Consider the following 14,181-nt stretch of genomic DNA (forward strand, 5'->3'; position numbering starts at 1 on the left):
GAGTTTAAGTAGTTATACTGTAATGGAAAATATCTTTTTTACAAGCTGGGAAAACGTTGCTAGAGTTATCATTATGACTTTTTTAGCTTATGTTTCATTAATTTTTTTGATACGAATTTCAGGGAAACGTACACTTTCAAAAATGAATGCTTTTGATTTTGTAGTTACAATAGCTCTAGGTTCGGCTTTTGCAACTATTTCACTCAATGATAATATTGCAATTGCAGAGGGAGTTACATGTTTTGCAATTCTTGTATTTATGCAGTATATAATTACGTGGCTTTCAGTTCGTTTTAGAGGCTTTAAGAAATTAATTAGTGGCAATCCTATTTTGTTATTGTACAAAGGAGAATTATACGAAGATATTTTAAAACAAGAAAGAATTGCAATTGATGAGATTTATTTAAGTGCTAGAAAAGAAGGAATAGATAATTTGAATGATATTGACGCTATCGTTTTGGAAACAACAGGAGATATAAGCATTATGAAAAAGATAAGTAACAAAGAAGCCGAAGCTATGAAAGATGTGAAGATGAGCGATTCCTAGATATTAGAATTTTGTCCTCAAAACAAATTCAAAACTACGCCCCACCATCGGATAAAAAGCCATAGATTGATATTGAAAATCAAAAATATTCTGACAGTTCAATTCCAAAACAAACTTTGCTTTTTTATAATTGATTGTTTTTCCTAAAGAAAAATTAGCCAAAAAATAAGACGGTAAATATTCTGTATTTGTTGTGGTCGTAAAGCGTCTTCCCACAAACTGCTGTTCTACTCTCAAAAACTGACTTTTATAGGCTGCATATAAAAAACTTTTTTGCTGATGAAAAGGCGTATAAATAAGTTGTTTTCCCTTTGATTCATCTAAATCTCTAATTTCTTCTAAGTTTTTAGAGTTAGTATAAGTGTAGGAAATATTTGCTTCAAGATTGAAATTTTGAGTAGATTTCTTAAAGAATAAATTACTTTCAATTCCCTGCGAAAAGACAGAACGCAAATTTTCAGGTCGCCAATAACCAGCCACAGCAGGAGACCACAAAATCCAATCTTCCATCTTTGCCCAAAAGTAAAGCGAAGACAAAGAAAGCTTTGTTTTTTCTTTATTTATAAAATGATAAACTGCCGAAAACTCTCCGTTCCAACCTTCTTCATTTCGTAAGTCAGGATTACCGACAGGAAACCAATATCTATCATTCAAGGTAGGCGCACGAAAATTACGAGCTGCATTAACTTTGACTTCCAAATTATTTTTAATAAAACCAATTCCCAAAGAAGGCAAAAAAGATTGAAACTCATTATTCAAAACTACTTGACGAACTAAAAAATTTGTCTGAAAGAAACTGAAAGGAGAGTATTCTACTGAAGCAAAAATACTTTGTTGTGCTTGTGTTTTTGTACTGTTAAGACCATCTACGTAGGCAAAATCTTGTCTTAGCCGAATTCCTGTTTGTAAAAGAATTTGACTTGAAGGAGCATATTTTATTTCTGAAAGTGCGTGATACGATTCATTTTTTGTTTTGGAAACAATTTGAGAAACTTCATTTCTATATTCTAAAAAGTCATACAGATAACCTGCTTTCGTGCTGATTTCGAAGTTTTTTTTCTTGTATTTCCATTGTAATAAATTTCTTACAGAAAAGTCATCTTGTGTTTCTTTATTTATGGGAACTGTTATTGGTGGTGAAAGTTCTCGGTTTGCATCTTGCGCCCAAAAATGATACGAAAATTGATGATTTGAAAGTCTAGCTGTATTTTTTGGTAAAAAATAAACTTCTTGAACCATTCCCTTTTGCTGCGTGGCTGCTCTTTTTCTTATGAATGTCTCTCCTCTATAATTGTAGGGATAATCATTTTTGGCAGATTTATAAAAAAGACGACTTGTAGCTTTTATATGTAGCCTTTTAGAATTTGATAAAAAATAAGAAGTTGTCAGAAGCTGTTTAAAAGTGTGAAAACTTCCAATAGATTGAATCCAATTTAGAGAAAAATCATTCTTCTTACTGTCATTATCAACTAGATTTTTAGGATTATGATTTAAAGAAATTCCACCTCCAAAGCCTCCTTCTCCATAACGCAAACTTGCAGCTCCATAGTGAACATTTACCTCATCTAACAATCCAACAGGAAAAAGAGAAAAATCTACTTGTCCCAACGTCGGAGAATTAAGAGGAATTCCTTCCCAAAAAACTTGTGTGTGTCCTGCGCTCGTTCCACGAAAAGAAGGAGAAGCCAACCCAGAAATACTATAAAACTTCAAAAAAATAGGTGTTCGATAGGACAAAAGCCTACCCAAATCCGAAGTCTGATAACTTGTCATTGCCAAAGAATCTAACTTTTGAACTTCAAAACCTGCTGCTTTTTCTTCTAAAGAATTTGATTGAATTTCGACAGCATTTAATTGAATAACAGAATCTTGTTCAGAATTGGTTTGGGCAAAAATAAAATGACTGATAAAGAAGAATGATAGAAAGAAGGCAATTTTTGACACAATTTTTATTTTTAGCTAAACTTTGTCAATAGTCTGACAATAGTTAGTATTAATTTAGGTATCTGAAACTGACAAAGTTTTAGAAGTACGCAAAATTACAATTTTTCTATGAACTCTTTACACGCCTTAGCAGGGTCTTGGTTTTTCATAAAATATTCTCCCATCAAAAAACCTTGAAAGCCTTTTTCTTTGAGCTTTAAAACAGTTTCCACATCAGAAAGACCACTTTCAGAAATCAAGACAAAATCATTTTGAGTTTCTTGTTTTATTTTCTGAATTTCATCAAAGAGTCGCATAGATTCCTCAATATCTACTGTAAAAGTCTTTAAGTTTCGGTTATTTACTCCGACGGCATCTACTAAATGAGCAATTTCTTTTACTTGTTCTAGCTCTTCTTCTGCATGAATTTCTAACAAAACTTCTAAACCGAGTTTTTTTGCTTTTTCTGCAAGTTCTAAGCATCTTTTGGGAGAAAGCACAGCAGCAATCAGCAAAATCACGTCTGTACCACTTGCTTTTGCACGATAAATTTGAAACTCATCTATCATAAAATCTTTTCTCAAAATAGGAATTTCATTGTAAGCACGAGCAATTTCTAAATCGCCTATTTGTCCACCAAAAAACTCTGTATCTGTCAGAACTGAAAGTGCAGAAGCACCAGCAGAAGCATAGCCTTGAGTAATTTCGATGACATCAACTGAATCATTAATTATTCCCTTTGAGGGAGACTTTCGCTTAAATTCTGCAATAATTCCAGAACCATTTCGGATAGCATCTTTAAAAGAAAGTGTTTCTCTATTAAAAAAAGGCTTTTGCTTTAGACTTTCGATAGAAATTTCTTTTTTAAGCTGAGCAACTTCTTTTTGTTTGTGAAGGATTATTTTTTCTAGCATATTTTAATTGGTAGGGTCAAGACATGTCTTGACCGTACAAGTACAAGTTGTAAGTTTAATTTTATATTTAGTTTGCTACTATGCAAATTGAGGAGAAAGTTCTAATAGTTTTTTCAAAGAATCTAAAGCCTTTCCACTTTCCAAAGATTCTTTTGCCATTGCTTTTGCATCTTCGAAAGAAGTTTCCTTATTTGTATTTCTGAAAGCTGTTTCGATAGCAATAGCAGAGTTTGTCAAGATAACTTCGGTTTGTGGTTTGGTAGCTTCATTTTTCAAAACATTCGTAAATATTTTAGCAGCTTCTTCTATTGTGTTTCCTCCTTCAATCTGATTAGCTTCCAATGTTTTTGCTCCTAATTCTTTTGGAGAGATAATAAATTCGCCTTTATTAGAAATCATTTTGAAAGGAGAAGTAAGCGAAATTTCATCATAACCAGCCAATGAATGTATAATAGAAAACTGTGAATCTTCCTGTTTTTGATACAAATAAGCATACAAACGAGCCAACTCTAAACTAAAAACACCAATCATTTGACGCTTCACAAAAGCAGGGTTTACCATAGGACCTAGCATGTTGAAGAACGTTTTTGTTCCCAAACGCAGACGAACAGGCGCAACAGCCTTCGCAGCAGGGTGAAACAGAGGAGCGTGTAGAAAACAAATATTTGCTTCTTCAATTTGACGTTGCAAGACAGATTCATCAGTTGTAAAGACAATTCCTAAATGCTCTAATACATTGGAAGAACCACAAGACGAAGAAACACCATAGTTTCCGTGTTTGGCAACCTTCACACCTGCACCTGCCAAAACAAAAGATGTAATTGTAGAAATATTAAACGTATTTTTGCCATCGCCACCTGTTCCACATAAATCTATCGCATCATAAGCCGACAAATCTACACGCAAACACGTTTCTAGCATCGCATCACGAAAGCCCAAAAGCTCATCTACGGTAATACTTCGCATATTAAAAACCGTCAGAAAAGAGGCTATTTGTAGTTGATTATATTCTCCATTTGCCATTTTTAACAAGAGATTTTTTGCTTCTTCTCTTGTGATGGTGTGGTGTTCGTATAAGTGATTTAGTATGTTTTTCATTTATTTATTTTTTTAATTGAATTTCAGTATGGTTATCATAAGAATTATTTACATCAAGAAAATCATCTAAGATAATGGCTGTATATTTTTTTTCCTTCACAATATTTTTTACCATTGAAAAAATATATTCTGTTCCAATAGGAGAAATACCCAGAAAGTTGAATACTACTACATCTGCTTTGCTAAAACAACTAAGAATAGAAATAAATCGATGTAAATCAGTAGGTAACTTATTTACCTTAGTTTCAAGTAATTTTGATTTATCTAATTCAGAATTGTGATAAATAGTCTGTATATGTTCTTTACCAACACGCTCTAAATTTATATTTCGTTCAAGATAGTTTTGTAGAGTTGGAGAAAAGATACCTCTAATGTACCCTATTCTTTCAAGTCCTGCTCCTGCAAAACAAACAGTCTTATAAATATTAACACTCTCACTCGTTTTTTGATTTAGAAAGATAGGAATAAGTTGTTCTAATATTTGCCAATAGTAACCACCTCCACGAATAAAAAAGTGATGTAAACTTCCTTCATTAACAGAAAAGGGAGGTAGATAAAACTTACCTAAGACTTGTATATCTTTAGTAGACTCTAAAACTTTCATAATTTTTCAAATTACACAGACTGGGAAGTCTGTGGTACGCTTTCCACCCAATTCTTAACAATCTGTTTTCCTTCTGGTGTAAGGATAGATTCTGGATGAAACTGAATGCCTTTTAGTTTATATTTTTTGTGAGAAATTGCCATAATTTCGCCTTGTTCATCTACGGCAGTTACTTCAAAACCCTCGGGCAAACTGTCCTTTTGAATAACCCAAGAATGATAACGCCCTACATTAAGTTTGGCTGGAAGTCCTGCAAACAGACTATCTTCTGTCAGAATTTTGATAGGAGTAGCCTTTCCGTGATACACTTCTGAAAGATTTTCTAATTTTGCGCCAAATACTTCTCCCAACGCTTGATGTCCCAAACAAACACCCAACATATCTTTTGTAGGTGCAAAGTGTTTGATGATTTCTAATAACTTTCCTGCTTCCGATGGAATGCCACCACCAGGGGAAAGTAATATTTTATCAAATTTTTCTAGTTCTTCTAAAGTTACTTCATCATTTCTAAAGACGGTAACTTGTGCGTGTTGTTCTTTATTGGTAGAAAACTCGCTTGTCAGTTCTCTCAAATAATGAACTAAATTATAAACGAAAGAATCGTAATTGTCTATGACTGCTATTTGTTTCATTTTTTATATTTTTATAACCGTCGTTGAGGCTCAAATGAAGCCGTCAACGAGGTTTTGATTTGTAAATTATTATTAAGTTTTATTTGTAAAGGGGGTATAGAGCAAATTAAAGGTTAAGAACTCGTCGCTCTATATGACGATTTCTTCTGCTAGTTTTAGAGCTTTTCTGAGAGCTGCTAATTTGTTTCCTACCTCGGCAAGTTCGTTTTCAGGAACAGAACCTTCTACTACTCCTGCACCTGCTTGGAAATAAAGTGAATTTTCTTTGCTCAAAAATGAGCGTATCATTATGGCGTGATTGTAATCTCCATTGAAACCAATAAAACCAACAGCACCACCATAATAACTACGGTTTTCGGGTTCATATTTATGAATAAGAGAAAGAGCATTTGGTTTTGGAGAACCTGAAAGCGTACCTGCTGGGAACGTATCGGCAGCAATCTGCAAAGGAGAAACCTCTGGCAAAAGTTGCCCACTTACTTCGGAAACCAAATGAATAACGTGAGAGAAATATTGTACTTCTCTGAAAACATCGACATTTATGTTTGTTCCGTTTCTACTCAAATCATTTCTTGCCAAATCTACAAGCATAACATGTTCGGCATTTTCTTTTGGGTCATTTTGAAGCTGGACAGCTAAAGCAGCATCAGCAGAATCATTTCCTGTTCGTTTGAAAGTTCCTGCAATCGGATGGATAGTTGCTTTTCTATTTTTTACTACAAGTTGCGCCTCTGGAGAAGAACCCATTAACTTAAAACTCCCATAGTCAAAATAAAACAAATATGGCGAAGGGTTTACGCTACGCAAAGCACGATAAACATTAAAATCATCACCTTCAAAGTCTTGTTTGTAACGTCTTGAGAGAACAATTTGGAATACATCGCCACGCTTACAGTGCGAAATTCCGTGTCCTACATTATCCAAAAAGTCTTCGTCTGTCATATTTGAAGTTTCAGAACCCTCTGTTTTGAAAGAATAGGTTGGTGCGTTTTTGTTTTGCAAAACATCTAATACTTTCTTGAAAGTAGGTTCATTTCCGTTTTCACTTTCCAACTGATGTTCAAAAATATGTAGTTCATTTTTGAAGTGATTGATAGCAATTACATACTTGAAAACGTGATACTGAACCAGAGGAATTTTGATTTTTTCCGTTTTTGGTGCATCTATTTTCTCAAAATACTTAACAGCATCATAAGTAGTATAACCAAAAAGTCCGTTTGTAATAAAGTTGAGTTTACTTTTTTCAGCTTTAAAACATTTTGAAAACTTTGTCAAAGATTCTGTTACTTCTGATGGATTTTCAATGACTTTCTCTGTGCTGCTTCCATCAGGAAAGGATTGATAAATCGTTTCGTTTTCTACTTTGAAATTCGCTATCGGCTCACAACAGATATACGTAAAGGCATTTTGATTGCCATGATAATCTGAAGATTCCAACAAAAAACTCATTGGATATTTATCTCTTAGTTTGAGATAAATTCCGACAGGTGTAAGCGTGTCAGCTAAGATTTTTTGGGTAAAGGTTTTTAGTTTGAAATTCATAGGTTTTAGTGTATGTGTCGTCAGTGGGGACACCAAAAACGGCGAGTTTGGATATTTTTTTATTTTTAAACAAAAAAAAGACTTATCACTTTTTTGCGATAAGTCTTTTGTATATAAATCAAAGATATAATTTTCTGTATTTTCCTAGTTATTTATTAGGTTCAGAATGCACACGACTTATCGCCTATATCTTTGATATAGTGCCACCACCATGCAGAGTTTGCAGAAGTAGATAGATAAGTAATATTTAAAATTGTATTTGTCATTCTGTTTGTAAGACTTTTTTGTTGTGTTATTTTGTCTATACACAAATCTACAAAAGTTTTTTGAGTTTACAAGTTTTTTATAAGTTTCTGAATTATTTTTTTTCAGAATTATGATTTTTAATTCTTGCCAACATTCCTGTATATGTATCTTATATTTGTAGTGATTTTCTCACTTCGTTTACAAAACTTTAAATTTCTGATTAAATTTATAGAACAAGTCTAAAAAAGAACGTTATTTTTGAGTAACTTAAATTTTAATCTATCCTTTACTTCCTTTTTTACTCAATAAAGCTCTTTTTGTCAATTCTCTACGTCCATTTATGTATCAAACTATTGAAATTTATAAAGAAGTAGTTATTCAAATTGCTACTCCAAAAGGCTCTGGAACAGGGTTTTATCTTCGTAATCATAATATAATTGTTACCAATCATCACGTTGTGGAAGGTTGTTCGGAAGTAGCTATAAGTGGAAAAAATGTTCCCAAACAACTTGCAGAGGTTTGTTTTACGGATACTCGGCTGGATTTGGCTTTTTTGATTGCTACTGATTTGAAAATGCCTACTATCGAATATTCACAAGAAGCAATTAGAGACGGAGAACAAATTGTAGCTATCGGACATCCGTACGGTCTTAAATACACGACTACTCAAGGAATTATTTCGAAGGCAAAACGTTTGCATAATGGCATAAATTATATTCAAGTAGATGCAGCCATCAACCCAGGAAATAGTGGTGGTCCTTTGGTAGATAATTTGGGAAGAGTAATTGGTGTCAATACATTTATTCATAGAGAGGGAACAGATTTAGGCTTTGCATTACCTTCTAATTATTTAGAGGAAACTCTGACTGATTTTGAGAGTTTTGGTAGAGAAAAGGCTGTTCGTTGTGGCTCTTGTACCAATGTTATTTTGCTTCCTAAAATTCAAAATTCCTATTGTCCTTCTTGTGGTTCGAAACTGATTGACTTTACGAAAGAACTTTATAAGCCTGTCGGAATTGCTCATTTGATAGAAGAATTAATTACACAATTGGGTAAAAATGCTAGTTTGGCTCGTGCTGGTGCAAATCGTTGGGAAATGGTAGAGGGAAGTGCAACAATAAACCTTTCTTATAACCCTGAAAGTGGATATATTTTTGGCGATGCCTTTCTGTGTAACCTTCCTAAAGATAATATTGGCGATACATATACTTTTTTATTAGAGCAAAATCATTCTTTGAAAGGACTTCGTTTTAGTGTCAATGGACAAGATATAATTCTTTCCTTTTCTATTTTTGGACAATATCTCAAGCTTCAGACAGCCGTAGATTTGGTAAAAAACCTATTAGAAAGAGCCGACTATTTTGATAATGTTTTGGTAAATGAATACGGTGCAACTTGGAGAAGACAAGAAGAATGGTAGAATTTTATTACTTCTCTTTGAGGAAAAAATCATACGCCAATTTTTGAATATTATCTGGATCTGTCCAGTAGAGTTCATCTAAATCATCAAGTCTTTTTTCTTCTTCTTTTGTTATATATTCTTTCAATACGATAGGAATATCCCATAATGCTTTTATCCTTTCATCATCTTTACATTTTGAGAGAATAAGTTCACATTCGGTAATGATTTCTAAATCCTTATTAGCATTTATTTTTTTAAGGACTTTTTGGGTTTCTAAGAAATTTTCATATCCCCAATTACAGAAAAACTGTATAAAACCTCCATTATACATATCAGATTCTAACCTCCAAATTCGTACAACTTCTTGTTCCTTTTGAGATAGATTTTCTAGTTTTCCTTTTTCTTTATCAAATAGTTTATCCATTACTTCGAATGAATAATCTTGAAATTCTTTTCTTATGTCCATAAATTAATACGTCTTAGTCATAGAAAGAGGCGTAACAATCGCAAAATCAGCCACACCTGTTTTCTCTAAAGAATCTAATTCTTTTTGGTCGGCTGCTGTGATTGTCATTACCTTCAAGTCTGGATTGTATTTTTTGAGATAATACACGATGCTTTCATAATTATCTGAATGATAAGAACCATTGAAATGTAGGAAAACTGAATTTTTATTTTCTGAATAGTATTTATTGATACGATACGCCATTGTTGCATCTTTTACGGCTTGTGCATAAGCAAAATTTGCAGCACTTTCATTTACGTTTTCCGTATCAGAAGTAGAATGAACTCCCATCATTTTGAGCATATTGGCATAGGCAGGTAATTTTAAATCTACTTCAACAGGCAAAGGCATCATAAACCATTTTGCATCTTCCGAAAGAGAATCCAAACTAGATAAACCCTTTTTGGAAACCAAAGAAGCATAACGACGAGGAATATTTGTAGCTACAAAATCAAGATTGTTTTCCTTCGCAAATTCTACCAAAGGCTTGTAATCTGTTTTATAATTGTTCCATAATCTAGCTTCGGCTTCAAAGTTTTTTTCTGTAATAATATCATTCAGATATTCATCTAAAATAGTTTGATTATCAGCTTCAAACATTTCTGCGCCTAAAATCAGATTGTTTTTACTATACTTTTTGCTTTGATTTTCAGATTTATTTTTATTTATTTCTTTATATAAACCTTTTGTAAGCTCAATTTGTAGCCAATGAATAATCGGATTATTATGGCTTTCTCCAAAAAGAATAATATCGGCTTCTTGTGCCTTTTCTAAGATAGACTTGTAAGATGATTTTTTTCCTGCTGCATCAAAAATTTGATAAGCTGGTTTGTCAGTTTGGAAAGACATAAGTAGAAGAAGTAATAAGGCAAGGAAAGAAATGTTATATTTTTTCATTAGTTTTTTTCTTAGAAGAATCCACCTATACGAATTTGTAAAGGACTTGTATATAGAGAATTAAACTCATCATAAAAAGGATTATAGAGAGCCGAAATTGTAAAAGCTGAACGATTTCCTATTGGAAATGCAAATCCTCCACCAATAAAAAAGGCTGGAAATAATTCTGTTCCTTCGGCTGTGCCATTAAAATTATTAATAGAATATTTGGCAAAAAGTGTTTCATATTCAGTATGTGCAAATAAATTTCCTACTCCCAGAAAATCATTCGCAATATTATAACGAGAAAATACACGCCCTCCATAAATACTTTGTTTTCCCAACAAATTACCGAATCTATCATTTATCCTTTGGTATTGATATGTTATACCTACTCCTGCTGAAAATCTTGGAGTAATTCTATATCCTACCATTGGTGAAACATCTATAAATGTTTGGTTTCCAAAACTAGCTCCAAAATTTCCACCAAAAAACAGACGGTCAATAAAACGCATTTTTTCCTCCTCCTCATCATCTTCACTTTCTTTATCGCCTTCTATTACGACTGGTTCTTCTTCTTTTGGTTTTTCTACTTCTACGCCTTCTACTTGTGCAAAGGAAACTGAATAGAAAAATGATAATGCAATAATTAAGATTATTTTTTTCATTGTTTTTATATTTTAGATATTCAAACCTATAAGGTTTTGAAAACCTTATAGGTTTCTTATTTTTTTAATACGCCCTTACTTTTTTGCCTTCCATAAAATTAATAAAGGCTTGATTGGCTACCCTATTTCCTCCCTGCGTGGGATAATTACCAGTAAAATACCAATCTCCCAAATGATTTGGACAGGCTTTCTTTAAGTTTTCTACGGTCTGATAAACTACTTTTACTTCTGCTTTGATATTTTTTGAAATAATTTCAGCTACTTTATTAGAAACTTCTTCATACTCAAACATATCATATAATTCTTTGACATGATTAACTACTTTTTCTAATGGCTGTTTTTTAGACTCCAAACATTTCTCATACACATCGTCTAGCATATATTTCAAATGACGGTCTTCTAAAAGTGCTAGTAAAGCACGAAAAACGACAAACTCATGTTGCCTAGACATATCAATTCCGTAACAATCAGGAAAACGAATTTGAGGTGCAGACGACACAATAACAATTTTCTTAGGCTCTAATTTATCAAGCATCGTCAGAATACTTTTTTCTAACGTTGTTCCTCGTACAATCGAATCATCAAGAACTACAAGCGTATCAACTCCTTTCCTTACAATCTCATAGGTTGTATCATAAACGTGTGCTACCATATCATCACGCTGTGCATCGCCAGTAATAAAAGTTCTCATCTTAGAATCTTTAATTACCAACTTTTCAACTCTAGGACGGAAAGACATAATTTTCATTAATTCTTCTTTCGACAAGGACTCATCAGGATTTAATGTTTTCTCACGCTGTGCTATCAAATGATGCTCTACTCCTTTTACCAAACCTAAAAATGCCGTTTCGGCTGTATTAGGAATATACGAAAAGATAGTATTTTCCAAATCATGGTCTATGGCATCTAAAACTTGATGATGAAGCTGCCTTCCTAACATCTTGCGTTCATTATAAATCTCTGGGTCTGTTCCTCTTGAAAAATAAATACGTTCGAAACTACACGATTTTTTCTCTAAAGGTTCTTGAAACTTAATTATTTCATAATCTGCTTTCTTATTAACTACTAATGCATGACCTCCTTCAAGTTCTTGTATTTCAGAATAATCACAATTAAAAGCTGTTTTAATAGCAGGTTTTTCGGAGGCAGCCACAATAACCTCATCATTTATGTAATAATAAGCAGGGCGAATACTTGCAGGGTCACGAGCCACAAATGCATCTCCATGACCAGCCATCCCTACCATGACATATCCACCATCAAAATCGTTGCAAGAACGTTGAAGAATTTTTTTCCAGTCAATATTTTGCTCTAATTTTGTGATTATTTCTTCATTAGTGAGCGTTTGGGTTTGAGTTTGCACTTCTTGCGTTGAATTTTTTCCATTTGGATTTACATCAAAAGCTAACTTTGCCCTTTCTTCTTGTTGATATTGAGAGTAAAAATGTTGGTTTTCTCTATCCAAAAAATGTCCTATTTTTTCTAAAGCTGTAATGGTGTCGCCTTGTTCTTGTGGAAACTGCCCCAATTCTGCCAAATGACTAAAAAGTTCTTCGGCATTTGTCATATTAAAATTACCAGCTAAAAGTAAATTTCTACTTCTCCAATTGCTACTTCTCAAAAGAGGATGACAAAAACGCACATCATTTGCGCCATAAGTTGCATAACGCAAATGACCTAAAAATAGCTCTCCAGCAAAAGGAACATTCTCTTTTACCCATTTTCCTTTGTAGTATTTTTTACCTTCTTTTTGAGCTTTAGTAAATTTTTTACCTATTTTATTAAAAATATGATTGATAGGCTGTTCTTCAATCGAACGAATACGGTCTATGTATTGATGTCCCTTTTTCATATCGATTTTGATACTTGCCAACCCTGCACCATCTTGTCCTCGGTTGTGCTGTTTTTCCATCAATAAAAACATTTTATTGACAGGATAAGCAGGTGTTCCATATTTTTCAATATAATATCCAAGTGGTTTTCGAAGGCGTAAGAATGCTACTCCACATTCATGTTTGAGAGATTCGCTCATAATAGAAGAAAGAAAAGGTGGGAATGAATTTTTGTATTCTGATTCGATGAATAGTTCAATTATTATACAAAGATAGCCATAAAATCAGTAAAAGTCTTTAAAAAAACCTTAATGAAAACGCTCAACAACAGCCATAGTTATTCTACTGATACAAGTCAGTTTGCCTTCTTCGTTGGTCATTTTGATTTCCCAAACGTGTGTTTTTCTTCCCACATGAAGGGCTGTTGCTGTTCCATACACCCATTTTCCTTTTGGCACAGGTCGGATATGATTTGCATTTATTTCTAATCCCATACAAGCATATTTTGTTGTATCAACGCTCATGTTGGCAGCAATACTTCCCAATGTTTCGGCAAGAACGACAGAACCTCCACCATGCAAAACACCCATAATTTGTATATGACGTTCATCAACAGGCATTTTTCCACTAAGCGTATTCTCTGTAACCTCTGTAATTTCGATGCCTAGAAAACTAACCATTGTATTTTCTTGTCCTTTATTTATTAGCTCTACTGGTTTTATATTAATGCTCATTTTATAACTTGATTATTAAATGTTATCACAGTTTATTTCATGTAGTTCAGGCATCCTGCCTGAACATATAAAAACGAATTTTATTCTTAACGGTCAGTCTAGAAGACTGACATACAAAAATAACCGTGATAAGGTTTGTTTAAAAAATAAATTCACTTTGTTTTAAAATTCAAATGTATTGAAATAGTTTAGAAATTTTTGAAGTAATTTTGATTTATGAATTACAAACAACTCAAAATGCAGAGAAACCGAAAAATTTATTTTTTATTAATTGTCCTTACTATTACAATTGGTTTGGTTTCAAGAACTGAATTTATTTCTAGTTTCATTACTGAGCATTTTGGAGATTATCTATATGCTATTTTATTTTTCTTGATTTTTGGATTTATATTTACAAAAGTTCAGACTTACAGAATGTTTCTACTCACTTTGCTATTTTGCTATGGAATTGAATTTTTTCAACTTTATCAACCAAAAACAGCTAACTGGATTAGTTTTATTCGGAGTTATGAAGTAAGTAGATTGATTTTGGGAAATAATTTTCAATGGAATGATATAATTAGTTATACAGTTGGAGTAATGACAGGCTATATTTCTGAAACTTTACTCTATCCAAGATTTCATTCTAAAAATCATAAATAATCAAAACAGAACCTTA

Annotated in this window: 14 protein-coding genes; 3 read left to right on the forward strand and 11 right to left on the reverse strand. The window is 32.9% G+C overall.

The features are described from left to right. Positions 1-22: 22 nt before the first annotated feature. Positions 23-547 carry a YetF domain-containing protein gene (locus WAF17_RS04685; RefSeq protein WP_338766870.1) on the forward strand — a complete coding sequence of 175 codons (525 nt, stop codon included), beginning with the start codon at positions 23-25 and terminating at the stop codon, positions 545-547. Positions 548-550: 3 nt separating this feature from the next. Here the strand turns inward: WAF17_RS04685 and WAF17_RS04690 are convergent, their stop codons facing one another. The 6 genes from WAF17_RS04690 to WAF17_RS04715 all read right to left on the reverse strand — a co-directional run bounded on the left by WAF17_RS04690 (position 551) and on the right by WAF17_RS04715 (position 7,260). Then, on the reverse strand, positions 551-2,491 hold the full coding sequence (locus WAF17_RS04690; protein WP_338766873.1) for a TonB-dependent receptor: 1,941 nt from the start codon (positions 2,489-2,491) through the stop codon (positions 551-553). Positions 2,492-2,586: 95 nt separating this feature from the next. After that, entirely contained in the window at positions 2,587-3,384 is a 798-nt protein-coding gene (trpC, locus tag WAF17_RS04695) for an indole-3-glycerol phosphate synthase TrpC (protein ID WP_338766876.1), read from the reverse strand. 78 nt (positions 3,385-3,462) lie between these two features. After that, complete coding sequence (gene trpD / locus WAF17_RS04700) at positions 3,463-4,482, reverse strand: anthranilate phosphoribosyltransferase (protein WP_338766879.1); 1,020 nt, start codon at positions 4,480-4,482, stop codon at positions 3,463-3,465. A 4-nt stretch (positions 4,483-4,486) separates the two neighbouring features. After that, complete coding sequence (locus WAF17_RS04705) at positions 4,487-5,086, reverse strand: hypothetical protein (RefSeq protein WP_338766882.1); 600 nt, start codon at positions 5,084-5,086, stop codon at positions 4,487-4,489. An 11-nt stretch (positions 5,087-5,097) separates the two neighbouring features. Beyond that, the gene (locus WAF17_RS04710; RefSeq protein WP_338766884.1) at positions 5,098-5,718 is read right to left on the reverse strand and encodes an aminodeoxychorismate/anthranilate synthase component II; all 621 of its coding nucleotides are present in this window, start codon (positions 5,716-5,718) and stop codon (positions 5,098-5,100) included. A gap of 129 nt (positions 5,719-5,847) precedes the next feature. Beyond that, positions 5,848-7,260, reverse strand: a complete 1,413-nt coding sequence (locus tag WAF17_RS04715) for a chorismate-binding protein (RefSeq protein ID WP_338766887.1) — start codon at positions 7,258-7,260, stop codon at positions 5,848-5,850. Between the two features lie 586 nt (positions 7,261-7,846). Here WAF17_RS04715 and WAF17_RS04720 point away from each other — a divergent pair. Continuing rightward, positions 7,847-8,926, forward strand: coding sequence for a trypsin-like peptidase domain-containing protein (locus WAF17_RS04720; RefSeq protein WP_338766890.1), 1,080 nt, complete (start codon positions 7,847-7,849; stop codon positions 8,924-8,926). A gap of 7 nt (positions 8,927-8,933) precedes the next feature. Here the strand turns inward: WAF17_RS04720 and WAF17_RS04725 are convergent, their stop codons facing one another. From WAF17_RS04725 to WAF17_RS04745, 5 genes are all read right to left on the reverse strand, one after another. Then, positions 8,934-9,374: a DUF4375 domain-containing protein gene (locus WAF17_RS04725; RefSeq protein WP_338766892.1), complete on the reverse strand. Its 441-nt coding sequence runs from the start codon at positions 9,372-9,374 to the stop codon at positions 8,934-8,936. 3 nt (positions 9,375-9,377) lie between these two features. Continuing rightward, a complete protein-coding gene (locus WAF17_RS04730) occupies positions 9,378-10,310 on the reverse strand; it encodes a ChaN family lipoprotein (protein ID WP_338766894.1) in 933 nt (310 codons plus the stop codon). A gap of 11 nt (positions 10,311-10,321) precedes the next feature. Beyond that, positions 10,322-10,957, reverse strand: coding sequence for a hypothetical protein (locus WAF17_RS04735; RefSeq protein ID WP_338766896.1), 636 nt, complete (start codon positions 10,955-10,957; stop codon positions 10,322-10,324). Positions 10,958-11,021: 64 nt separating this feature from the next. Then, positions 11,022-12,989 carry an amidophosphoribosyltransferase gene (locus tag WAF17_RS04740; RefSeq protein WP_338766898.1) on the reverse strand — a complete coding sequence of 656 codons (1,968 nt, stop codon included), beginning with the start codon at positions 12,987-12,989 and terminating at the stop codon, positions 11,022-11,024. A gap of 108 nt (positions 12,990-13,097) precedes the next feature. Further along, positions 13,098-13,523, reverse strand: a complete 426-nt coding sequence (locus WAF17_RS04745; protein WP_338766901.1) for a hotdog fold thioesterase — start codon at positions 13,521-13,523, stop codon at positions 13,098-13,100. Between the two features lie 216 nt (positions 13,524-13,739). Between WAF17_RS04745 and WAF17_RS04750 the strand changes: the two genes are divergently transcribed. Further along, entirely contained in the window at positions 13,740-14,165 is a 426-nt protein-coding gene (locus WAF17_RS04750) for a DUF2809 domain-containing protein (protein WP_338766904.1), read from the forward strand. Positions 14,166-14,181 lie beyond the last annotated feature (16 nt).

The organism is Bernardetia sp. ABR2-2B (genome assembly GCF_037126435.1).
Lineage (GTDB): Bacteria > Bacteroidota > Bacteroidia > Cytophagales > Bernardetiaceae > Bernardetia.